Raw genomic sequence first — 22,447 nt, 5'->3', positions numbered from 1 at the left:
CAAGACGGTGAGATGAAAAAACTAACCCAACAGTTCAAACGAGTCAATGATCGCCGCGGCAATGGCGTTGACGGTGGTGCGACGGTCCATCGCCTGGCTGCGCAGGAACCTATAGGCAGCCTCATCATTCATACCGCGCGTCGAAATCAGAATAGCCTTGGCACGTTCGACATTGCGGATCGTCCGCAGATTCTCGTCCAGCCGCTCAATCCGGTCGCGCAAGCGCTTGGTGTAGTCGAACTGACTGCGCGCCAAAGCCACCACGCCGGCGATGGTCTCCGTCTGCGCCGGCATGTAGATCACCGCCTCGGGCGTCGCCTCGCACAGTCGCGCGGGGTCGGGCGCACGGTTCGGCCCGATCACCACAACGACGGCCGAGCGGGATTCGCCCGGCGCCCAGGGCAACTGATCGGTCAGTCGGTGACTGAATTCAACCACCAGCACATCGGCGTCGGACGGCAGCTTGTCCGGCATCGGCCACAGGCGCCGGACTTTGGCGCGTGCGCGTTGCAGATCGCGCACCAGTTGGTCGGCGCCGGATTCTGGTGCTACCGCAACGACGATTTCGAATTCGGCCAGGCTGGCTGAGCCGGGCTTGGCGGGCACTTCGACTTTGCTCATGGCTACAGGTTTTCGGGCTTCATGGTCGATCAGAGGAAATGCGCGTTGCGGCCGGAGCAGGTCAGATACGGATCGGCGGCGACCGCCGCCTTGGAGCGCGCGACGATGTCAAACTGGCCGGCGCGGTTGGCGCGGCCGATACACGACCACAGATCGGCATGGCTGCAAGAGGCGTTGATGGCGACCTTGCCCTGCGGCGCCTCGAATTCCGAGCCGAGAACCACCGGCCGGAGCAGGTTTGTCTCCATCGAGTTGGTCATGACGAGCGCGCGTGCGAAGAAATGCACCTGGAAATAGGCGGCCTCGACGCACATATTGGTCGGTTCGTCGGCGCCGAAGCGTTTCTTGAAGCGTGAGACGAAACTGGCGTTTGAAGCGCTATCGATGTTCTGGAAGTATGAGGCTGCGGTGATGTGGCCCTCCCCGACGTCGAAGCCCATGGCGCGGATTTCGGCCTCGGTCGTGGTGAGACTAGCGATCGGCAGCGTCTTCGGATCGAATCCGGCGTCGGAGTAACTCTGGTAGAGATGGACCGTGGAATCGCCAACCACGGTGGAAAAGATCACGTCCGGCCGCGTGCGCTGCATGTCCCGGATAATCGGCAGGAAATCCTTGCGCTGCGCCCGCAAGGAGACATAGCTCTCGCCTACCACCTCCGCGCCGCGCAGCATTTCGCGCATGATCCGATTGGTTTCGCGCGGGTAGATGTAGTCCGATCCGACGAAATAGAAGCGCCGGCCGAGATTGGAGACCAGATACTCGCACAGCGCCAGACTGTTCTGGTTCGGGGCGGAGCCCGTGTAGATGACGTTGGGGGAATACTCGAATCCCTCGTACAACGTCGGGTACCAGAGCAGCCCGTTCAGGCGCTCGACGATCGGCAGCACCACCTTGCGGCTGCTTGAGGTATAGCATCCGAAGATCGACGATACGCCGTCCTCGGTCATCAGCTTCTTGGCATAGAGCCGGAACAGGGTGTTGTCCGAAGCCGGGTCGTAGATGATTGGCATGAGTTCGCGGCCGTTCAACCCGCCGGAACTATTGATCTCGTCGATCGCCAACAGAGTTCCGCGAAGCTGGGTCTCTTCAATGACCGACATGTGACCGGATTGGGAAAACAAGACGCCAACCCGCCACGGCTCGCTCGTTGCCTTATTCATGCGTTTCAACGAACGCCTCCTGGAATCGGCTTGACGATTCACTGTTGTGGCCATTTTGCAAAGCAGCAATATGAAGCCAATTTCTTCCCGGCGGCGCAAGAGCTAAGGCAGTGCGGCAGCCGATGTCAATGACAATACAGCCTCCCGGGCTGATCCAGCTGCAGCAGGATCACCCTCTGAGCTATGTGTGCTTTCGCTCAATTGGTGAGTTTCCACCTCTAGAGTACGGACGCCGATCTTCTATATTTCCGTCCTGCGGCGCCGACGATTAGCAGATACGATGGCTCGGCGTACCTAAAGGCGCATATGTTCGTCGATCCGCGCCGCCGAAAAGGCATCGACCGGTCCGGTATCAACCACCTCGCCCCGCTTGAACACTGCAAAGCGATCTGCAAGTCCAAGGACGAAGGATAGATGCTGCTCGACCACCAGCATCGCGGTGCCACGGTCGCGCCGAGTTTTCGCCAGGACTTCAGCGAGTTGGTCGACCACCGAGGGCTGCAGGCCTTCGGTCACCTCGTCGAGCAGGAACAGCCGCGGCTCGGCGATCAGTCCCCGCGCCACGATCAGCATCTTCTGTTCGCCGCCCGACAGCGTGCCAGCGCGCTGGGACAATCGCGCGGTCAGTACCGGAAACCAGCCGCTGACATCGGACAGCCTCGCCTCGAAGCCGCGATCATCGGCAAGGCCGAGCCGGAGATTGTCGCGTACGCTGAGATCCTGGAACAGTGCCTGTTCCTGCGGCGCATAGGCGAGCCCAAGCGCGCGCTTGCGATGCGGGGCGAGGCCGGTGACGTCGCGGCCATCGATCCGCACGGCGCCTTCCCACACCGGTAGGAAAGCGAGGATCGTCTTCAGCAGCGAAGACTTGCCCATGCCGTTCTTGCCGACCAGCGCCACAATCTCGCCAGGCGCGACCTGCAGCGAGACTCCGTGCACGACCGGCGAGCTGCCATAGCCGCTGGTCACGCCGGTCAATTCGAGGGTGGGGATCACGCTGTGACCCCGCTGGCATCGGCCGGCGGCCGGCCGGTGTAGATTTCGCGCACCAAGGGCGCATCGACGACTTCGGCCACGGGACCGTCCAGCGCGATGCGGCCCTGGTGCAAGACGATAATGCGAGACGAGATTTGACGTACGAAATCCAGATCGTGTTCGATGATCAGCACGCATAGCCGATCGCGCACCACCAGCGCGGTGAGGATGGCGGCAAAGCCCTGCCGCTCGGCCCGCGTCAATCCCGCGGTCGGCTCATCCAGCAGCAGCACCTTCGGCTCAAGCGCCAACACCATCGCGAGCTCCAGCGCCTGCTTGAGGCCATGGCTGAGAAACCGCGCCTCCTGGCCCAGCCGCTCGACGAGACCCGAGCTCTCCACCACCGCGCGCGCGGCCGCCGGCAAAGACAGCACCGGCGAGGACGTGATGAAGGAGGGCCGCTCGCTCCTGACGCGGGCAACGCGCAGACAGTCGGCCACGCTCAAGGTCTCGAACACCGAAGCCGCCTGAAACTTGCGTCCAAGCCCGAGACCGACGATGCGGTCTGCCGGCAGACGCTCGATCGAGCGCCCGGCAATGCGCACATTGCCTTCCGAGCGTTCGCTGCCATCTGCCAGACAGCGGATCAACGTGGTCTTTCCGGCACCGTTCGGCCCGACCAGGCTGACGAGTTCGCCCTGGCGAGCCGAGAACGAGATGTTGGATAGCACCGTCAGGCTGCCGAAATGTTTGGAGAGACCTTCGACATCGACCACCACGTCGTTGCGATCGGGTGCGACGCCGGCATGCTCAAGGGTCGCGAGAAGAACAGGGGCTGCGGCGATCGCTGGCGCCGGCCGTATTCGCCGGCGAATCCCGCGGACGAGATCGCGCAGGCCGCCGAGCAATCCGCCCGGAAGCAAGACGATCACCATGACGAAGGCGATGCCGACGATCAACTCCCAGACGAACGGGAAGCTGCTCGACAGGTACGCGCTGGCGACCTCGATAACCACGGCGCCGATCACCGCGCCGATCAACGAGCCGCGGCCTCCGAGCGCCACCATCACGACCAATTGGGTGCCGAACACGAAGCCGGCATTCTCCGGCGCCGCGACGGCGCCGAATCCCACATAGCCGAACCCGGCCAGCGCCGCGACGATGGCCGCGACGACCAGCAGGCCGATGCGGACCCGCGCCGTGTCGATGCCGAGATAGCTGCAACGCTCGTCATTGTCACGCATCGCGCCAAGCACCCGTCCGGCGTCGCTGCGCAGCACGATCCAGGTGACAACCAGCGCCGAAATCACCGCCAGCCCGGACAATCGAAACCAGTTCTCCAGCGTGACGTCGAAACTCTCGAAGCCGACCAAACCGCTGGACGATCCGGTGAAGGTTCCGCCGGAATACAGGATCTGCACCAGCACGATCGGCAGCACCAGCGAAATCACCGATGCATAAAGCGGCGTCGAGCCTGGATAGAACGACAACCAGCCGACCAGCCCTGCCACGATCGCGGCGACCCCGACCGCGGCGCCGAGCGCCAGCAGCGCTTCGCCCGGACCGAAGCCGAACTGGGTGAAGACGATCGCCAGCGCATAGCCACCGATGCCGAAAAATGCCGACTGCCCGAATGTCAGCGTGCCGCTGACGCCCCACAGCACATCCACTGTCAGTGCGGCGAGCGCGACGAAGAAGGCCCGGACGAGAATATTGACCGTATAGGTATCGAGCACCCAGGGACCGGCGATCACCAGGCTCGCCGCCAGCAGCGCGGCAATCGCGATGCGCAGCATCGGCCGCTGAAGACCGGTCAACGCCGCCTTCGGCTGCAGCTCTTTCACACTGCCGGAATCAAGCACGGGCGAACCCCGCCGGCCGCAGCCGGAGCGATACAGCTGCGAGCAGCGCGATGGTCAGGCCGCCGAGGATCGGACTGATAAAGGTGCTGGCCAGCACCTGCAATCCACCGAGCACGAAGCAGGACAGGCCGAGCGTCAGCAGCGAGCCGCCGGACACCATGACGAGCATGAAGGCGCCGATCAGCCACGCCAGCCCCATGTTGGGATCTACGCTGGTCAGCGGCGTGATTAGCGCGCCAGCGACGGCGGCCAAGCCGCATCCGGTCCCGAAGGTGATAAGGCGAACGCGGCTGCTGTCGATGCCAAGTCCCTGCGCCAGGGTCTCGTTCATGATCACCGCGCGAGTCGACAGACCAAGTCGCGTGCCGTTGAGAAGTCCGGCGAACAGCGCGGCAATGACCAGCGCGATCGGAACCAGTAGCAGGCGATAGAGCGAATAGTCGGCGCCGAACAGTTCAAGAGTGCCCGAGATCGGCGCCGGCACAAATTGCACCTCGCGTCCGAAAGCCAGCGTCACCAACTGGCCGATGACGATGCCGAGTCCCCACGTCGCGAGGATGGCGTCCAGCGGCCGGCGATAAAGCCGCCGCACCACAATGCGTTCGGTCGCCGCCCCGATCAGCCCGCCGACGAAGAAAGCGACAACAGGAGCCAGCACCGGCGGCAACCCGAGGCGCGAGGCGACCAGCGCGGCATAGGCGCCGACCGTGACGAAGGCGGCATGCGCGAAGTTGACGATCTTCATCACGCCAAAGACGATCAGCAGGCCGGCGGCGACGATGAAAAGGATCGCCGCCGTGGTGATGATGTCGAGGCAGAGTGTAATCATGAGGCCGCACCAAATGGCGGCGGCAGGAAGACGATGGGGTTCCCGCCGCGCGCAGAAACGTCAGGGCTTCAGATTCGGACACTGCTCTCCGGCACTGACATTGGGAAAGCTCTTGATGACCTTGACGCTGCCGTCACCCTGCACCTGACCGAGATACATCGTCAACGCCGCGTGGTGTTGCTGCGCCATCGCGATCTTTCCGCGCGGTCCGTCTACCGAGATCTCGGCGAGCGCTTTCAGTACGGCGGGCGAGTCGGTCTTGCCGGCCTTTTCCACCGCCGCCTTGTAGGCGTAAACCGCTTCGTATTCCGGCACCGAGAGATCGTTCGGGGTCTTCAGGTCGCTGCCGAACTTCTTCTGCATGGCGGCGAGATAGGCCTTGTTGGCGGCGCTGTCGATCCCGGTCACATAGGAGGCCGAGAGATAGATGCCCTCGGCGTCGGTGCCCATGGCCTTCGCGGTGCCTTCATCCACCGCGAGATTGCCGTAGGGCACGGCAACGCCGGCGGCGCGAAGCTGCTTGGTCAACGTGACGTTCGGCGCGCCACCCGCGGTCGACGTAATCAGCGCAGCCGGCGCCGCGCTCTTCAGCTTCGAGATGATCGGCGTCCAGTCGGTGCCGTCCATCGGCAGATATTCCTCGCCAACCACCTTGCCGCCGGTCTTTTCGATATAGGCCTTGGTGAATGCCAGCATGCCGCGGCCGAAGGCATAGTCCGAGCCGATCAGAAAGAAGGTCTTCGCGCCCTTTTCCTTGGTGAAATAGTCGACGATCGGCGGTACCTGCTGTTCCGGCACCCAGGCGTTGACATACATGAACGGGCTGCAGGATTTGCCCTCGTAGAACGACGTATAGATGTAGGGTACCTTGCCGCGCGCCACGATCGGCAGCCCCGCGTTGCGCGCAGCACTCGTCTCCATCGAGATGAGCACATCGACCTTCTTCTGGAACACCAGGCTATCGAACGCCTTCTGCGCGCCAGCGGCGCCGGACGCGTCATCGGCGACTTCCAGCGCCAGTTGACGGCCGAGCACGCCGCCCTTGGCGTTGATCTCCTCGACAGCGAGCTGCGCCGACTGCACCACCGAGGGTGCGACCACGCTGTTGGCGCCGGACAGGCCGACCGGCACTCCAATCTTGATAGGATCCGCGGCAAGTGCCGCACCAGCGAGGAGTGTTGCGGATGCAGCGGCAGCGAGCAGCGTCGAAAGTGAACGATTGAGGATCATGATCGGTACTCCTGAGGGTTCATTGAAACTTCCGGGGTGAAGGGCAAAGGTCAGTACCAACTGCGCTTCGCGCCGGATCCGAGCATCTCGTCATAGACGTCGACACGGCGGTCGCGCAGAACTTGGTTGAAGGCGTTCCAGTTGCGTTTGCGCCGGGCCTCGCCGAGATCGACCTCGGCAATGAGGATGTCTTCCGCTTCCCGGCTGGCAGGCCCGACGACAGGCCATCCGGTGTAACTGACGATCAGGCTCTGGCCCTCGAAGGGCTGCCCCCGCTCGACGCCGACGCGGTCAGCGCAGGCGATGAAGATCGAATTGCTATGGGCCGCGGCCATTGCGAGGATGTTGGCCATCGCCTCACGCCCTTCGGCCTGACCCGGAATCGGAACCCAGTTGGTCGGCACGCAGACGATATCGGCCCCCTGCAGCGCGCAGAGCCGAAAGGTCTCCGGAAACCAGCCATCGTAGCAGATCGCAACGCCGATGCGACCGATCGGCGTGTGGAATACCGGGAAGCCGAGATCGCCTGGCTCGAAGAACAGGTTTTCCTCGTTCCAGAGATGCACTTTCCTGAACGTACCGATATAGCCTTCGGGACCGATCACGACGGCGCTGTTGTAGAGATCAGGCCCCGAACGTTCGGTGATTCCCGCGACGATATGCATGCCGTGCCGGGCCGCACGCTCTGCCCAGGCTGCGACCGACGGTCCGCCTGGAATTGGCTCGGCAAGGCCGAACGCTTCCTCACGCGAGGCGAACATGTAACCTGTATTGGCCAGCTCCGGCAGCACGACGAGGTCGGCGCCTCGCGACGCCGCCTGATCGATCAGTTCCAGGCTGTGCGCTACATTGGCGGCGACGTTTCCGAAAGCCGGTTGCATCTGAATGCAGGCGACTACGATCGACCCGGCTACCTTGTCGGTCGAGGCGTGATCGTTGGAGGCGTGCAAAGTCATCGCGCAAAACTCCCCGAGCGCGCAAAACAAAACGGGCGCGCAAAACAAAAAGCCCCCGACAGCGCCGTGAGGCACCGATCGAGGGCTACATAGCCACATGTGGAAGCGGCCGACCGGCCGCCGTGACAATCTCAACCGATGAGTTGAGCATCGCCTACATTGGAATTACAGCAGAAACGCGGACGTCATGTCAATCATGAGGTGGACCGAATTAGCGGCACGGATGATGATGGATTGTGCAGACAGCCTGACCGTCGGTCTCACCGCTCATCGATCAGCCCCAATCCGGCCATCACATCCTGGGCGCCGATGATCGTCGTGGCCACCTCTGCCATCGACAATCGCTTCTGCGTTGCCTGCGAGCGGATCAACTCATAGGCCTCGGCTTCGCTAACTCTTTTCAGCGTCACCAGGATCTTCACCGCCTTGTCGACATCGCGACGCGCCTTCAGCGTCTCTTCGAGCTTCTGTACCTTGCTCTCCAGACGGCGGGTATAGCCGCGCATCGAGCGGGCCAGCACAAGCGAGGACAGGATGCCAAAGGGACGGATCGGCTTGTTGATGACGCCGTGGGCATTGCTGTCGAGAAGCCGCCGCAGCACCGTCGGGTTCTCGTAGTCGACGATCGCCACGAAGGTCGGTCCGCCTTCCGAAGCGGATGCGATGAAAGCCGGCGTCTCGGCGGTCTCCACCAAATGAAAAACCGTGTCGACGTCGTTGGGCAATTCCACTGGCGGCGGCCATATGCCGCGCACGTTACAACCGATGCGCTTCAACTGATCGAGCAGCGCGTCACCTTCGGCGTCGCGCGGATGCACGACAAGGACGCGCGCGCCGCGCAACTCTTCGATGAGACGGCGGATACCCGGCTTCATGCGACGTAAGCCTCCTCACCGATCCATCGTCCCCCGAGCGGCGACACCGCGAGATAGGGATCGGGCTTCACCGCAGCCTTCGCTTCCCAGACCACATCGAAACCGCCGTCAATCCGGACCCGCCCGATGCGTGGCGTCAGCCAGGTATGGTTGTTGTCGGGGTCGATCTGGATGGCGCCTTCGGGCGCCTCAAATGACAGGCCGAGCGCCGCCTCAACGAGCCGCTGAGTGTCAAGTGTTCCGGCTCGCTCCAGGGCGAGCGCAAACAGGTGAACCTGAGCATAGGCCCCGGCGCTCCACATACTGACCGGCCGGTCCGGGCCAAAGGTGCGACGGAAGTTGTCGGTGAATCGCCGGTTGCTCGCCCCCCGAAGCGATCCGAAATAGGTCGCCGCCGTGATGTGCCCCTCGCACAACGCCGCACCGATCTCGCGCACCTCGCCTTCCGCCATGGTGAGGCTGGCGATGGGCATCGATGCCGGATCGAGGCCGGCTTTGCGATAGAGCCGGTAAAAGGTCTGCGCCGAACGTCCGACCACCGTGGAAAACAGCACATCCGGAGCCAGATCCTTCACCCGCTCCACGATATCGCGCAGGTGCGATTCCGGAGCAGCCATCGGAGCATAGACTTCGTCGACGATTTTGCCGCCGTAGGAATCGACCAGATCGCGCATGATGCGGTTCGACTCGCGCGGATAGATGTAGTCGGAGCCGACCAGAAACACGCGACGCCCGTGGTTACGGACGAGATATTCGGCCAGCGGAAAGCTGGTCTGGTTCGGCGATGCCCCCGTGTAGATCACGTTGGGCGAATATTCGAAGCCCTCGTAGAGCGACGGGTACCAGAGCAGCCCGTTGCGACGTTCGATCGCCGGCAGAATGGCCTTGCGCTCGGCCGACGAACTGCAGCCGAAAATCACGGAAATGCCGTCATCGGTCAGAAGCCTGTCGGCCAGACGACGGTAGGTTGCCGGCTCCGATTCCGGATCGTAGGCGACCACTTCGAGCTCGCGCCCGAGGATCCCCCCGGCCTGATTGACCTCCTGGATCGCAAGTGCCGTGCCCATAAAATGTTCGGTCTCGGTGACGGCGGTCAGCCCCGTGCGAGAGAACAGGACGCCCACCCTCCATGTGTCCGACAGAGATGCCGCACTGCTGACCATCGTCACGTCCTTCACTGAGAAATCCAGAATGGGGTTAACAGTTAGCAACACCGGTTCAATTAGTCACCATTGGGAAATCGCGTTCGACCGACGTGACCTGAGAAGACCGGCGCAAGGCACTGCTGTTCAGTTAGACCGCGGAAAGGCGCTCACTCAGCGGTTGCGCCTGACACCGTTCTCGAAGAGAATGAAGGTGTCGGTCGTCGCCCCTGCGATGCCCATGTCGGTGTGCGACATCGTCCGGCGCTGAACCACTCTGAACACCACTCCCTATCACACCACGCCGGCCGGCTGTCGCATGCCGGCGCACAACAGGCCAAACATCCGCGTGTCCTCGCCGCGCACTGCCAAGCCCCGCTCTCGCAAGACGCGCGTCAGGCAAAGCTGGAACACCTTGCTCCGCCGCGTCAGCCGCTGGCGAGGCGCGCGCTTGGTGCGACGGGCGCTGACCGCAGCACCGCGGGCGGTTCGGATCGTTTGCCTCGCGGCGCTCGTCCTCGCGGCATTCTCGCTGACAAACCTCGTCTATCACGTTGTCCGCAAGCCGAGCGAGCTGCTCTTTTTCGTCGGCGGGGCGCTCGACAAGGAACCGATCGAAACGTGGCGGCGGTACGAACCGCTCTTCCACACGTATTCCACCAGCACGATCACGCCCGAGCTGCTGGCCGCGTTGGCGCAGGTCGAAAGCACCGGCAATCCGGTGGCGCGCACCTACTGGCGCTGGCAGCTCACCTGGAATCCCTTCGCTGTGTACAAGCCCGCCTCGAGCGCTGTGGGCATGTACCAGATGACCGATGCAGCTTACACCGAGGCGGCACGCTACTGTATCCGAGGGAACGCTGTCGTGGATACCGATTGCGGGTTCACTGCCCTCTATACCCGCGCGGTCCCGAGCCATGCCATCGAGCTCGCGGCCGTGTACCTGGACCGCAATGTCGCGGCAGTTCTTGCCCGCGCGCCAGACGCAGCGGCAAGCCCGCAGCAGAAGCAGGATCTCGCCGCATTCATCCATCTCTGCGGCGCAGGTCCCGCCTCGGCCTTCGTGCATCGTGGTTTTCAGATGATGGCCGGCGAGCGCTGCGGCGATCATCTCGTCGCGGCATATCTCGCCAAGGTCAATGCGATGAAGCGGCAGTTTCTGCGCCTTGCTGCCAACGGCCGGAATTAGCGTCAAATGGAGGCGCCACATGCAATCGGCGCGCCCGCCACGCAGTCCCGATCGAACCCGGTCTCCGGTCGCGTCTCCCAAAAACGCGAATATTTCAAATATCCGCTGGAGATTATCGGCTATTTCGCGCCGGAAGTGGCCAAATTGGGCGGTTGGAGACCGTCCGCTGAATCGCAAACGTCTTTCTAGCGTTTCTGAGGGTAAAATCTCCGAGCGCCGCACTGCCTGGCTGGCGACGCAGTGCTGATCGCACCCGTCTCCAGGCAAATTCCCTGCTAACAGGGAATTTTACAGGGAATTTTGCGATTTCGAGGCTCCCTAGACCGATTTCGTAGCAAGAAACCGCTGCGCCGCAGTCACTTTTTCGCGCAATTCCCTACGCAAATTAACAGGGAAAATATTTCAAAGAACAGGGAATTTTCAAGCAGTAACAGGGAATTTCGCGCGCGACGAGCTAAGCCAACATTCGGTCGAATATCGATTGGCAAACTTAATGATGGAATATTGGCAGATCTCCCACGCACAAGATCTTGGAGAGCGAACTATCCGGTGATGATCGCCACCGGGCGCGCGCTGGCGCAGCATCAGGCGTTGCCCTACACGTCATCGTCAGCGACGACGCGGGGTAGTTCAACGTCGGACGCCATTCTCTGTGCTGGGCCCAAGCCAAGGCGGCGCTTGCCCAGAAGCCCAACTCGCGTTTCAACGCATCGCTTTTGGTCGAGCATTCGGCAGAAGCCATGTGCTCATCAACCACGTCGACATCAATCACTGCGCGCGATCGGCTTCCCTCGCAAACCTCGCATGCGGCGCTCAAATCCCGATAGAGCTCGTGGGGCACCACCATAGGTACCCACGTCGCAGTTTTCTCTCGTGGTGGCCTTCGAATGCCGGCCGCCCGTCCCTTTGGCACCGTTCCGCAGCGGCCGGTATCCGAAACCTTCACCGACGTGGTCATGCGGCCTCGTCGGTGGTACCCTGCTCGTCCAAACCTTCGCTGGCCACCCTCTGAGGCAGACTTTCCCAGCCCATGGCGGCCACCGAGCTGACGGCGGATTGCGCAGATGGATCTCTCTTGGTCCAGCGCTGGTGGAGTCAGTGGCCTCCAGGTCTTGTGGGAGGACGGCGAACGCGTCTTCTGCAGAGGAGAGAGCCACGCCAACGGTCATCGCGGCCCGGTGCTGGCCGTGCTGGCCGCGGCGGAGCATCCGACACCCGCCACCCTCGACCGCCTTGCTCGCGAATACGAATTGAAGGATGAACTAGACGGGGCGTGGGCGGTGCGTCCACTAGAGCTCGTCCGCGAACGCGGTCGGATCATGCTAGTGCTCGAGGACACCTGCGGCGAGCCGCTGGACCGATTGCTCGGACTGCCCATGGAGGTGCGGAACTTTCTGAGGCTCGCCATCGCGGTCGCCACGGCCCTCTCACAAGTCCACCGGCGCGACCTCGTCCACAAGGACGTCAAGCCAGCGAATATCCTGGTGAACCGCACGACCGGAGAGGTCAAGCTCACCGGTTTCGGTATCGCCTCGCGTCTGCCGCGCGAGCGGCAGGCGCCCGCGCCGCCCGAGTCGATTGCTGGCACGCTCGCCTATATAGCGCCCGAACAAACCGGGCGAATGAACCGCTCGATCGACGCCCGCAGCGACCTCTACGCCCTCGGAGTCACACTCTACGAGATGCTCACGGGCTCACTGCCGTTTACCGCAGTCGATCCCATGGAGTGGGTCCACTGCCATATAGCCAGAAAGCCGGTGCCGCCAAGCGAGCGGCTGGAGACTATCCCGGCTCCGGTCTCCGGCCTTATCCTGAAGCTGCTCGCCAAGAACGCAGAGGAGCGCTATCAGACCGCCGCCGGAGTCGAATGCGACCTGCGGCGCTGCTTGGCCCTATTGAAGCCCTCGGGCGACATCGACGACTTCCCGTTAGGCCAGCAAGACACGCCCGACCGGCTGCTGATCCCCGAGAAGCTGTACGGGAGAGCGCGCGAGGTCGAGATCTTGCTCGTCGCGTTCGACCGTGTCGTCGCAAGCGGCCGGCCCGAGCTAGTGCTGGTCTCCGGCTATTCCGGCATCGGCAAGTCCGCCGTCGTCAATGAACTGCACAAGGCGCTGGTGCCGCCGCGCGGCCTTTTCGCCTCCGGGAAGTTCGATCAGTACAAACGCGACATCCCCTATGCGACGCTGGTGCAGGCTTTTCAGAGTCTCGTGCGACCTCTTCTCAGCAAGAGCGACGCGGAGCTGAGCAGTTGGCGCGACGCCCTTGTGGAGGCACTGGGCCCTAACGGGCGGCTCATGGTCGACCTCGTCCCCGAGCTGAAGCTCATTGTCGGCGAACCATCGCCGGTCGCGGAGTTGCCGCCGCAGCAGGCGCAGGCGCGGTTCCAGCTGGTGTTCCGGCGCTTCATCGGCGTCTTCGCCCGCCCGGAACATCCACTGGCGCTCTTCCTCGACGATTTGCAATGGCTAGACGCGGCGACGCTCGACTTGCTCGAGGATCTGTTGACCCAGTCGGATATGAAGCACCTGATGCTGATCGGCGCGTACCGGGACAATGAGGTCGATGGCACTCATCCACTGACGCGTAAACTCGATACGATCCGCCAAGCCGGAGCGCGCGTGCAGGAGATCCGCCTGGCGCCCCTCGCCCGTGACGACGTGAAGCAGGTGATCGTGGATGCGCTTCGCTGCGAGCCGGAGCGCGCCGCGCCGCTCGCCCAGTTGGTGCACGATAAGACGGGAGGCAATCCGTTCTTCGCCCTTCAGTTCATTTCTGCGCTCGCCGAACAGGGACTGCTCCGCTTCGATCACGACGCGGCGCGCTGGCGCTGGGAGGTTGATCGCCTTCACGCCAAGGGGTACACCGACAATGTGGTGGACCTTATGGTCGGGAAGTTGACCCGCCTGCCGATCGAGACCCAGGCCGCGTTGCAGCAGCTCGCCTGCCTCGGCAACATCGCCGAGATCACGATGCTTTCGATCGTTCTCGGGAAATCGAACGATGAGGTCAGTTCGGATCTCTGGGGGGCCGTTCGCCTGGAGTTGATCGAACGTCAGGACGGGTCGTACAAGTTCATCCACGACCGTATCCAGGAGGCTGCTTATTCACTGATACCTGACCGATTGCGCCCCGAGGCGCACCTGCGCGTCGGAAGGCTGCTCGCGGCGCATACCACTTCGGAACGACGCGAAGAGGCCATCTTCGACATCGTCAATCAGCTCAACCGCGGCGCCGCGCTGATCACCTCACAAGGCGAGCGTGAGCAACTGGCCGAGCTCAACTTGCTCGCGGGCCAACGCGCCAAGGCCTCCGCCGCTTACGCCTCGGCGCTCACCTATCTCATCGCCGGCGCGGCGCTGCTGGCGGAAGGCTCATGGGAGCGCCGGCACGAGCTCACCTTCGCGCTGGAGCTAAACCGCGCCGAATGCGAGTTTCTCACCGGCGCGCTGGCGCAAGCGGAGGAGCGCTCAACGGCGCTGTCGACGCGCGCCGCCCACACAGTCGAGCATGCGACCGTTGCGTGCTTGCGCGAGGAACTCTTCACGACCTTGGACCGGAGCGACCGCAGCGTCGAGGTGGCCCTCGACTACCTGCGGCGCGTCGGCGTCGCGTGGTCGGCGCACCCGACGCAGGACGAGGTCCGGCGTGAGTACGAGCTGATGTGGCAGCAGATCGGGAGCCGCCCTATCGAGGCGCTCCTCGATCTGCCACGGATGGCCGACCCGGTCTGGCGCGCGACCATGGATGTCCTCACCGCGGTCGTGTCGCCGGCCCTGTACACCGACCAGAATCTGTACAACGTCGTCATCGGCCGCATGGCGAATCTCAGCCTGGAGCATGGCAACAGCGACGCGTCCAGCTATGCCTATGCTATCCTCGGCACCGTGCTGGGAGCGCAGTTCGGCGACTACAAGGCAGCGTTCCGCTTTAGTCAGGTCGGCTTCAACCTTGCGGCGAAGCGTGGGCTGGATCGCTTTAAGGCCCGCGTCTACTTGATCTTCGGGCACCACGTCATGCCATGGACGAAGCCCATCCGCACCAGCCGCAGCCTGATGCGGTTCGCCCTCGACGCCGCGCAGGAGGCCGGCGATCTCACCTATGGAGCCTTTGGCCGCACCCACTTAGTCACGCACCTTCTCGCCAGTGGCGATCCGCTCGACGAGGTGCAGCGAGAGGCCGAGGCGGGGCTCGACTTCGCGCGTCAGGCGCGGTTCGGTCTCGTCGTCGATAGGATCACCGGGCAGCTCCAACTGATCCGGACGCTGCGCGGCCTGACCCCGATCTTCGGCCACTTCGACGACGCCGGGTTCGACGAGGAGCGGTTCGAGCAGCATCTGGAGGCGGATCCGCGGCTCGCGCTCGCCGCCTGCTGGTACTGGATCCGCAAGCTGCAGGCGCGCGTCCTCGCCGACGACCACGCTGCCGCGATCGCGGCGGCGGCGAAGGCGGACTGCCTCCTCTGGACGTCGCCAGCCTTCTTCGAGCGGGCGGAGTACCATTTCTACGCCGCGCTGGCGCGGGCTGCGCTCTGCGACGCAGCCTGCGATGCGGAGCGGACCAAGCATGTCGAGGCTCTGGTCGCGCACCACCGACAGCTCAAGATCTGGGCGGCAAATTGCCCGGAGAATTTCGAGAACCGCGCCGCACTGGTCGGGGCGGAAATCGCGCGGATCGAAGGCCGCGCGCTCGATGCCATGGACCTTTACGAACAGGCCATCCGCTCGGCACGCGCAAACGGCTTTGTCCACAGCGAGGCGCTCGCCTACGAACTGGCCGCGCGCTTCTACGCGGCGCGTGGCTTCGAAGAGTTTGCGCACATGTATCGGCGGAAGGCGCGCGACGGCTATGTCGCTTGGGGCGCCGATGGCAAGGTGCGGCAGCTCGACGAGATGTATCCGCTCCGCAGGGAGGAAGAGCGAGCGCCGGGTCCAACAGGCACGATCGGGGCGCCGGTCGAACACTTCGACCTCGCGACCGTGATCAAGGTGTCGCAGGCCGTCTCAAGCGAGATCGTCCTGGAAAGGCTGATCGACACCCTGATGCGCACTGCCATTGAGCAGGCAGGAGCCGAGCGAGGTCTGTTGATTGTTCCCCGCGGGCCTGAGCTGCGGATCGAGGCGGAAGCGACGACTGGCGACGACACGGTCGTGGTCGAACTGCGTGACCAGCCGGTGACCGCGGCGGCGCTGCCGGAGTCCGTGCTCCACTATGTCGTGCGCACCCGCGAGAGCGTCATTCTCTACGACGCCCCCGTCCAGCCCCAGTTTGCCGCGGATCCTTATCTCCGTCAGCGTCAGGCGCGGTCCATTCTCTGCCTGCCCCTGGTGAAGCAGGCCAAGCTGATCGGGGTGCTCTATCTCGAGAACAACTTGGCATCGCACGTGTTCACGCCCGCCCGGATCTCGGTGCTGGAACTGCTGGCGTCGCAAGCGGCGATCTCGCTGGAGAACGCTCGTCTGTACAACGATCTCCAGGAACGGGAGGCCAGGATCCGCCGCCTGGTCGACTCGAACATCATCGGCGTCGTGATCTGGGATCTTCAGGGCCGGATCATTGAAGCCAACGAAGCCTTTCTCGATATCGTCGGATATGCCCGGGAAGATCTCCTCTCGGGTCGGATGCGATGGACGGAACTGACGCCGACCGAATGGCGTGACGCCGACGAACAGATCATCGCAGAGCTAAAGGCGGTTGGAACCCTCCAACCGCGTGAGAAAGAGTACTTTCGCAAAGACGGCAGCCGCGTGCCGGTGCTGGTCGCCCGCGCGCTTTTCGAGTGGAAGCCAGACGAAGGGGTTTCCTTTGTCGTCGACATGACCGACCGCAAGCGGGCGGAAGAGAGGCTGCGCGCGAGCGAGCAGCGCTTCCTCGATGCCCAAATGGAGCTCGCACACGTGAATCGCGTCACCACGATGGGGGAGCTGGCGGCCTCGATTGCCCACGAAACGAACCAGCCGCTCGCCGGCGTCGTCGCCAACGCCGAGGCCGGTCTGCGCTGGCTTAACCGCGCAACTCCCGACCTGGACGCAGCGCGCCGCTCGTTGGAATGGATCATCGACGATGGCAATCGGGCGGGTGAGGTGATCCGGCGCGTTCGGGCGCTCGCGAAAAAGACTGACATTGAACTGGTGCCGCTCGACATCAATGACGTCGTAAGGGAGGTCGTGGCCCTGGTGCAGCGTGAGCTAACCAGCCATCGGGTATCGTTGCGAATGGAGTTGGCTCCGGCTCCAGCCATGATCCTAGGCGATCGGGTCCAACTGCAGCAGGTGATTATCAACTTGGTGATGAATGGCATTGAAGCCATGCAATCGGTCACGGATCGGCCGCGCGAACTGGCGATCGGTTCTCTCCAGGAGACACAAGAGGTGCTCGTGAGTGTAACCGATTGTGGAGTTGGCATCTCCACCGAAATTGCGGACCGGCTGTTCAACCCCTTCTTCACCACCAAATCTGGCGGCATGGGCATGGGACTCGCGATCTGCCGTTCGATCATGGAAGGCCACGGCGGCCGATTGTGGGCCACGGCCGACGTACCCCACGGCGCCACGTTTCAGTTCACCCTGCCGGTAAGCGCAAACACTGCATCGTGAAGCGAGAGTGCGATGATCAGAGAATCGAAGGATAAGTGGAAGGACACGATTGCTCGTCGGCGGGTTTTGGGTTTGTTTCGCAAATGCGGCGCTCGGATGCAGCAGCCGGGATTAGGACAACACAGAGATGGTCATCATTAATTGCGACATGGGCGAGGGCTTCGGTCTCTACAAGATGGGCGACGATGAAGGCCTAATGCCCGAGATTGACGTGGCCAACGTCGCTTGCGGCTTCCATGGCTCTGACTTCAATCACATGCGCAAGACTGTGCGCCTTGCCAAACGGCACGGCGTCAAGGTTGGCGCGCATCCCTCTCTGCCCGATTTGCAAGGGTTCGGACGCAGAGAGATGAAGATCGGCCGCGAAGAGCTGACGAACTGCCTCCTCTACCAGATCGGCGCCCTCAAGGCATTCCTGGATGCCGAAGGGGTAGCCCTCAATCATATCAAGCCGCACGGCGCGCTCTACGGCATGGCCGCGCGGATGGAGGACATCGCCGAGGCCGTGGCAGACGCGGACGATGTCTACAAGGTGCCGCTGTTCGGCATGAAAGGGACGCTGCACGAGAAGGTCTATCAGCGCCGCGGTCATACCTTCGTCGCCGAATACTACGCCGATCTCGACTACAATGCCGAGGGTGGCCTCATCATCACGCGCGAACATGACGCCAAGGATCCGACCGACGCGGCAGCCCGGTGCCTGCGAGCCTTGACCGAAGGCAAGACGCTCAGTGTGGCTGGAAACGACGTCGCGGTCGGGTCCGATGCCATCTGTGTCCACTCCGACACACCGAATGCCGTCGCCGTCGCCCGGGCCGTTCGCGAGGTAGTCCGCCCTTATCTGGCAGCGCGCTGAGGCGCGGCCGGCCAGGGCCGAAGCGACCAAAGTATGAGGAACTCATGGGCATACAGAAAATCGTTTCGCCCCTCCCAGGCATATTCTACCGCAAGCCGGCGCCGGACGAACCAGCCTACAAATCCGAAGGCGACACGATCACGCAAGACGACACCATTGGTCTCATCGAGGTCATGAAGTCGTTCAACGAGGTGAAGGCAGGCGCATCGGGCAAGATCGTGCGTTTCCTTGCCGAAAATGAGGAGGCCGTGATGGCCGGTCAGCCGATCGCCGAGATCGACGTGTGAGTTCGCGACCCCGACGTACAGGCCCGGCGGTTTCGTACCGCCTGGCTCGAACGTGGCTGGCATCGCATAGCGCAGGTCTTGCCGCAGCAGAGGCTGCGCTGGCGGTGCCGACCGCTCCTGACCCTCAACCGCAAAATAGTCCGCCCCGTCAGCAACAGGAGGCCAAGGTCCCATGCAAACTCGATTTTCCTTTGGCGGCGATGAGCACATCTTCGCAGAGGTGGATGAATCCATGTCGCTCGAGGCTTTTTTCAAAAGCCTCTTCATCACCAATGCGATACGCCACGCCAAGATCAAAGGTGTCACCGAGATCTGCCCGGCCAATGCCTCCTATCAGGTGAAGTTCGATCCGGATCTGATCAAGCCCGATGATATGCTCGCCGAATTGAAGCGCCTGGATTCGGCGGCCGCAAAGTCCGAGCCGATCATCGCGACGCGGATCATCGAGATCCCGGTGCTTTACGACGATCCCTGGACGCGCGAGACGCTGATGCGCTTCCGCGAGCGCCATCAAGATCCCAACGGCACCGATCTCGAATACGCGGCACGCAGCAACAATTTCGACGGAATCGACGCGTTCATCAAGGCGCATTCAAGTGCACCTTGGTTCGTCTCGATGGTGGGCTTCGTCTCCGGCGTGCCCTGGCTCTACCAGATGGTCGAACGCAAACGGCAGATTCAGGTGCCGAAATATCTGCGCCCGCGCACGGACACACCCAAGCTGACGATCGGGCACGGCGGCTGCTTCGGCTGCATCTACTCGGTGCGCGGTGCCGGCGGTTACCAGATGTTCGGCATCACGCCCATGCCGATCTACGATCCCAATCAGAAGATGAGCTATCTGCGCGATTTCATGTGCCTGTTCAAGCCGAGCGACATCGTGAAGTGGAAGCCCATCGAGCGGCCGGCTTATGATGAGGCGGTCGCCGATGTCGAAGCTGGCCGCTTCTCGCCGACCATCCGGGATGTTTCGTTCTCACTCACCGAGTTCAACCGCGACATCGACGGTTACAATCGCAAACTCGAGGGGGTCCTCCATGGCCATTAAGGTTTTGAAGCCGGGTCTTTCGACCACCGTCCAGGACCTCGGGCGTCCCGGCTATTATCATATCGGTATCCCGCTCTCCGGCGGAATGGATCGGCATGCGCTCGCCGCCGCCAACCTGCTCGTGGGCAATGCGGAGGGAGCTGCCGTGCTCGAGGCCGTATTTATGGGGCCGGAGCTTGAGTTCACCGATGACGCCATGGTCGCGGTCACGGGCGCCGAGTTGCCACCCAGGCTCGATGGCGTTCCGGGTGAGACGTGGGCCTCCTTCAAGGTGAAGCGTGGCCAAAAACTCTCTTTCGATTTCCTGAAAAAGGGCGCGCGCGCCTACATTGCCGTCGCAGGCGGAATCGATGTCCCCGTGGTACTCGGCTCGCGCTCGACCTACGCGCTGGGCGCCTTGGGCGGCTTCGAGGGTCGAAAGCTCGAGGCGGGCGACGAACTACCGGTCGGTGCGGCTACGACAGCGGTCAAGGACGGCCGTACGGTCGGGGAAGAATTGCGCGGCTTGCCGATGGCGATGCCGACGGAGTTGCGCGTCATGCCCGGAATTTACTGGCATCGCATCACCGATGCTGCCGGCAGGGGGTTCTTCTCTGATACCTGCAAGGTCGCTCCGGAAGCCGACCGGATCGGTTACCGCTTCAAAGGCGGCAAGCCGCTCGAGTTCGTGCCGCGCGAGCCACCATTCGGCGCGGGCTCCAATCCCTCCAACATCACCGATGCCTGTTATCCGTATGGCTCGATCCAGGTGCCCGGAGGCACTGAGCCGATCGTGCTGCATCGTGACGCGGTTTCAGGCGGGGGCTACTTCATGGTCGGCACGGTCATTTCGGCCGATATGGATCTGATCGGACAGCTTCAGCCCAATACGCCGGTAAGGTTCGTAAAGGTCGAAATGAATCAGGCGCTTGCGGCTCGCAAAGTCCGTGCTGAGCTGCTGGCGCAAATCCGTTCATCCTTGAAGTCACCGCCCTGAATTCCCGGACGGAATTTCGGCGCTCGCCGCAACATGAATCCTGGCTGTGGGTACCGAAAATTCGATTCGGCGTAGACGCAGCAAGCGGACGGCGCAAGCTCGCATCCTGATGACTGATCTGTTCAAGCTGATTCTCGGTATCCTGGCTTCGCGCTTCAAGGCGAGAGCAACGCTGGAAGCGGAAAACCTGGTCCTGCGGCAACAGGTCAGCCTTGTGAATACCGAAAACCTTAACGATCTCCCAGGCCCGATCGTGCCGCCGGCCCGCGAGGGCCACAGGCGGACGTTTAGCGAGGTCGATAAACGCCGGATCGTCGAGGAGACGGGGCGCCCGGGAGCCAGCCTGTCGGAGGTAGCGCGCCGCTATGGGATCGCGGCGCGTGTCCTGTTCCGCTGGAAGCAGAACCTGACTCAGGTGGCACCGCTGTTCGTGGCGGTAGAGATTGTGGATGCGACCTCGCCCACCGAGGAGCACACGCCATGACGCTGCTTCCTCCAGGCGTGAAAGTGCACCTGGCCTTCGGCTATATCGACATGCGCAAGGGCATCAATGGGCTCGCGATGCTGGTCCAGGGTGTGCTGCGGCAGGATCCCTTCTCGGGCCACCTCTTCGTGTTCCGGGGTCGGAAGGCCAACCTCATCAAAATTGTGTTCTGGGATGGCACCGGCCTCTGCCTCTTCACCAAGCGGCTCGAGCACGGCGTATTCCTCTGGCCGTCGAACGTCGAGCCGGGTGGAACGCTGATGCTGAACCCGGCACAGTTGTCGATGCTGATTGACGGCGTCGACTGGCGCGCACCCGAGCGGCAGTGGCGACCGGCCGTGGCGGGATGATCACTGCGGCCGATTGACTCACCGGCATGTGGATCGGTGAGAAAGCGCGCGAGTCGGCGTAAACTTCCGGCTCATGGACATCGATCTTGCCGATCTGCCAGACAATGTGGAGACGCTGCAGCGGATGGTCCGGACGCTCGCGACCGAACGCGCCGACCTCACGGAGGCGCAGGCGGAGATCGAACGCCTCCGGCTCATCGTTCAGAAGCTGCAGCGCAGCCAATTTGGCCGGCGCGCCGAACGGCTGGATGACGACCAGCTGCAGTTCGGTTTTGAAGACCTCCACGCCGATATCGCGCGGGTCGAAGCCACGCTTCCATCAGCGACAGTCAAGACGCCGAGATCGCGGCCCGATCGACCAAGCCTGCCGACGCATCTGCCCCGCGAGGACATGCGGCTCGATCTCGAGCATCAAGCGTGCCCCTGCTGCGGCGGTGACAGGCCGATTCTTTCTGAGAGATGATTTTCGACATACTCGACGACTCGTTTGAGCCGCCATTTTTGCAGTCCCCGGATTTGCCGTTGTGTGGACTCTGGTTCGTCCGAGGCGCGCTTCAACAGATCGGCCGCGCTCATGATCTGGCCGGACTGACAATAGCCGCACTGCGGCACCCTCTCGGCCAGCCAAGCTTTCTGCAAGGGATGCGAGGAGTCCGGCGAAAGCCCCTCAATCGTCGTCACTTCCTTGCCGGCAACATTCGACACCTGCGTCTGGGACGAAAACGCGCGCTTGCCATCGATATGCACCACGCAGGCACCGCACAGGCCGCGTCCGCAGTCAAACTTGGTGTCGGTAAGTTTGAGTTCTTCCCGGATCACCCATAGCAGCGGCGTGTCATCGGGAGCCTCGTAAGTTCTGTCTTCACCGTTGATCTTCAGCGTCGCCAAGATAAGCTTCCTGCTGTTTGGTGCCACGCGCTGACGTGGCGGGCCGTAGCGCGATCCGGCTTTCGTCAGCTGCCGTGACCACTTAAAAATCGTGGCCAGTGCGCCGAGCGCCACACCAGATAA

General features: G+C 62.9%; 19 protein-coding genes. 9 read left to right on the top strand and 10 right to left on the bottom strand.

The annotated features are described in order from the left end of the window. Positions 1 to 21: 21 nt before the first annotated feature. From B5527_RS09865 to B5527_RS09825, 9 genes are all read right to left on the bottom strand, one after another. Complete coding sequence (locus B5527_RS09865; RefSeq protein ID WP_172842526.1) at positions 22 to 606, bottom strand: ANTAR domain-containing response regulator; 585 nt, start codon at positions 604 to 606, stop codon at positions 22 to 24. Between the two features lie 44 nt (positions 607 to 650). Then, positions 651 to 1,781: a transporter substrate-binding domain-containing protein gene (locus tag B5527_RS09860; RefSeq protein ID WP_079601111.1), complete on the bottom strand. Its 1,131-nt coding sequence runs from the start codon at positions 1,779 to 1,781 to the stop codon at positions 651 to 653. Between the two features lie 294 nt (positions 1,782 to 2,075). Next, positions 2,076 to 2,777: an ABC transporter ATP-binding protein gene (locus B5527_RS09855; protein ID WP_154072130.1), complete on the bottom strand. Its 702-nt coding sequence runs from the start codon at positions 2,775 to 2,777 to the stop codon at positions 2,076 to 2,078. Then, positions 2,774 to 4,552 (bottom strand): ABC transporter permease subunit, encoded by a 1,779-nt coding sequence (locus B5527_RS09850; RefSeq protein ID WP_154072851.1) that lies wholly within the window; start codon positions 4,550 to 4,552, stop codon positions 2,774 to 2,776. Before B5527_RS09850 ends, B5527_RS09855 begins: the two co-directional genes overlap by 4 nt. A gap of 58 nt (positions 4,553 to 4,610) precedes the next feature. Continuing rightward, on the bottom strand, positions 4,611 to 5,447 hold the full coding sequence (locus B5527_RS09845; RefSeq protein ID WP_079601108.1) for a branched-chain amino acid ABC transporter permease: 837 nt from the start codon (positions 5,445 to 5,447) through the stop codon (positions 4,611 to 4,613). Positions 5,448 to 5,507: 60 nt separating this feature from the next. Next, positions 5,508 to 6,677 (bottom strand): substrate-binding protein, encoded by a 1,170-nt coding sequence (locus tag B5527_RS09840; RefSeq protein ID WP_172842525.1) that lies wholly within the window; start codon positions 6,675 to 6,677, stop codon positions 5,508 to 5,510. Between the two features lie 50 nt (positions 6,678 to 6,727). Further along, positions 6,728 to 7,633: a nitrilase family protein gene (locus B5527_RS09835; protein WP_425305066.1), complete on the bottom strand. Its 906-nt coding sequence runs from the start codon at positions 7,631 to 7,633 to the stop codon at positions 6,728 to 6,730. Between the two features lie 260 nt (positions 7,634 to 7,893). Next, a complete protein-coding gene (locus tag B5527_RS09830; RefSeq protein WP_079601107.1) occupies positions 7,894 to 8,508 on the bottom strand; it encodes an ANTAR domain-containing response regulator in 615 nt (204 codons plus the stop codon). Next, positions 8,505 to 9,671: a transporter substrate-binding domain-containing protein gene (locus B5527_RS09825; RefSeq protein WP_079607185.1), complete on the bottom strand. Its 1,167-nt coding sequence runs from the start codon at positions 9,669 to 9,671 to the stop codon at positions 8,505 to 8,507. Before B5527_RS09825 ends, B5527_RS09830 begins: the two co-directional genes overlap by 4 nt. Positions 9,672 to 9,969: 298 nt before the next feature. Between B5527_RS09825 and B5527_RS09820 the strand changes: the two genes are divergently transcribed. From B5527_RS09820 to B5527_RS09775, 9 genes are all read left to right on the top strand, one after another. Then, on the top strand, positions 9,970 to 10,839 hold the full coding sequence (locus tag B5527_RS09820; RefSeq protein ID WP_079601106.1) for a transglycosylase SLT domain-containing protein: 870 nt from the start codon (positions 9,970 to 9,972) through the stop codon (positions 10,837 to 10,839). Between the two features lie 1,064 nt (positions 10,840 to 11,903). After that, positions 11,904 to 17,435, top strand: coding sequence for a trifunctional serine/threonine-protein kinase/ATP-binding protein/sensor histidine kinase (locus B5527_RS09810; RefSeq protein ID WP_079601104.1), 5,532 nt, complete (start codon positions 11,904 to 11,906; stop codon positions 17,433 to 17,435). 127 nt (positions 17,436 to 17,562) lie between these two features. Next, positions 17,563 to 18,291, top strand: a complete 729-nt coding sequence (locus tag B5527_RS09805) for a LamB/YcsF family protein (protein ID WP_079601103.1) — start codon at positions 17,563 to 17,565, stop codon at positions 18,289 to 18,291. A gap of 44 nt (positions 18,292 to 18,335) precedes the next feature. Next, a complete protein-coding gene (locus tag B5527_RS09800; RefSeq protein WP_079601102.1) occupies positions 18,336 to 18,578 on the top strand; it encodes an acetyl-CoA carboxylase in 243 nt (80 codons plus the stop codon). A gap of 172 nt (positions 18,579 to 18,750) precedes the next feature. Then, positions 18,751 to 19,626 carry a 5-oxoprolinase subunit B family protein gene (locus B5527_RS09795; RefSeq protein WP_079601101.1) on the top strand — a complete coding sequence of 292 codons (876 nt, stop codon included), beginning with the start codon at positions 18,751 to 18,753 and terminating at the stop codon, positions 19,624 to 19,626. Continuing rightward, the gene (locus tag B5527_RS09790; protein ID WP_079601100.1) at positions 19,616 to 20,602 is read left to right on the top strand and encodes a biotin-dependent carboxyltransferase family protein; all 987 of its coding nucleotides are present in this window, start codon (positions 19,616 to 19,618) and stop codon (positions 20,600 to 20,602) included. The genes B5527_RS09795 and B5527_RS09790 overlap by 11 nt, the downstream gene beginning before the upstream one ends. A 109-nt stretch (positions 20,603 to 20,711) precedes the next feature. Beyond that, entirely contained in the window at positions 20,712 to 21,086 is a 375-nt protein-coding gene (locus B5527_RS09785) for a transposase (protein ID WP_154072129.1), read from the top strand. Next, positions 21,083 to 21,436 (top strand): IS66 family insertion sequence element accessory protein TnpB, encoded by a 354-nt coding sequence (gene tnpB / locus B5527_RS09780; protein ID WP_079601098.1) that lies wholly within the window; start codon positions 21,083 to 21,085, stop codon positions 21,434 to 21,436. Before B5527_RS09785 ends, tnpB begins: the two co-directional genes overlap by 4 nt. A gap of 73 nt (positions 21,437 to 21,509) precedes the next feature. After that, positions 21,510 to 21,899 (top strand): hypothetical protein, encoded by a 390-nt coding sequence (locus tag B5527_RS09775; protein WP_079601097.1) that lies wholly within the window; start codon positions 21,510 to 21,512, stop codon positions 21,897 to 21,899. Here B5527_RS09775 and B5527_RS09770 read toward each other — a convergent pair. Next, a complete protein-coding gene (locus tag B5527_RS09770) occupies positions 21,848 to 22,324 on the bottom strand; it encodes a (2Fe-2S)-binding protein (protein ID WP_079607184.1) in 477 nt (158 codons plus the stop codon). The genes B5527_RS09775 and B5527_RS09770 overlap by 52 nt on opposite strands. Between the last annotated feature and the right edge of the window lie 123 nt (positions 22,325 to 22,447).

It is taken from the genome of Bradyrhizobium erythrophlei (assembly GCF_900129425.1).
GTDB classification, from domain to species: Bacteria; Pseudomonadota; Alphaproteobacteria; order Rhizobiales; family Xanthobacteraceae; genus Bradyrhizobium; species Bradyrhizobium erythrophlei_C.
Note: the sequence above shows the minus strand (reverse complement) of the source record. Positions and strands in the feature narration are given on the sequence as shown.

What these genes read in the sequence shown, in the direction of transcription:
- B5527_RS09860 (WP_079601111.1), bottom strand. Translation starts at nt 1,781, where the DNA reads ATGAATAAGGCAACGAGCGAGCCGTGGCGGGTTGGCGTCTTGTTTTCC.
- B5527_RS09850 (WP_154072851.1), bottom strand. Translation starts at nt 4,552, where the DNA reads ATGCTGCGCATCGCGATTGCCGCGCTGCTGGCGGCGAGCCTGGTGATC.
- B5527_RS09845 (WP_079601108.1), bottom strand. Translation starts at nt 5,447, where the DNA reads ATGATTACACTCTGCCTCGACATCATCACCACGGCGGCGATCCTTTTC.
- B5527_RS09840 (WP_172842525.1), bottom strand. Translation starts at nt 6,677, where the DNA reads ATGATCCTCAATCGTTCACTTTCGACGCTGCTCGCTGCCGCTGCATCC.
- B5527_RS09835 (WP_425305066.1), bottom strand. Translation starts at nt 7,633, where the DNA reads ATGACTTTGCACGCCTCCAACGATCACGCCTCGACCGACAAGGTAGCC.
- B5527_RS09830 (WP_079601107.1), bottom strand. Translation starts at nt 8,508, where the DNA reads ATGAAGCCGGGTATCCGCCGTCTCATCGAAGAGTTGCGCGGCGCGCGC.
- B5527_RS09825 (WP_079607185.1), bottom strand. Translation starts at nt 9,671, where the DNA reads ATGGTCAGCAGTGCGGCATCTCTGTCGGACACATGGAGGGTGGGCGTC.
- B5527_RS09820 (WP_079601106.1), top strand. Translation starts at nt 9,970, where the DNA reads ATGCCGGCGCACAACAGGCCAAACATCCGCGTGTCCTCGCCGCGCACT.
- B5527_RS09810 (WP_079601104.1), top strand. Translation starts at nt 11,904, where the DNA reads ATGGATCTCTCTTGGTCCAGCGCTGGTGGAGTCAGTGGCCTCCAGGTC.
- B5527_RS09805 (WP_079601103.1), top strand. Translation starts at nt 17,563, where the DNA reads ATGGTCATCATTAATTGCGACATGGGCGAGGGCTTCGGTCTCTACAAG.
- B5527_RS09800 (WP_079601102.1), top strand. Translation starts at nt 18,336, where the DNA reads ATGGGCATACAGAAAATCGTTTCGCCCCTCCCAGGCATATTCTACCGC.
- B5527_RS09795 (WP_079601101.1), top strand. Translation starts at nt 18,751, where the DNA reads ATGCAAACTCGATTTTCCTTTGGCGGCGATGAGCACATCTTCGCAGAG.
- B5527_RS09790 (WP_079601100.1), top strand. Translation starts at nt 19,616, where the DNA reads ATGGCCATTAAGGTTTTGAAGCCGGGTCTTTCGACCACCGTCCAGGAC.
- B5527_RS09785 (WP_154072129.1), top strand. Translation starts at nt 20,712, where the DNA reads ATGACTGATCTGTTCAAGCTGATTCTCGGTATCCTGGCTTCGCGCTTC.
- tnpB (WP_079601098.1), top strand. Translation starts at nt 21,083, where the DNA reads ATGACGCTGCTTCCTCCAGGCGTGAAAGTGCACCTGGCCTTCGGCTAT.
- B5527_RS09775 (WP_079601097.1), top strand. Translation starts at nt 21,510, where the DNA reads ATGGACATCGATCTTGCCGATCTGCCAGACAATGTGGAGACGCTGCAG.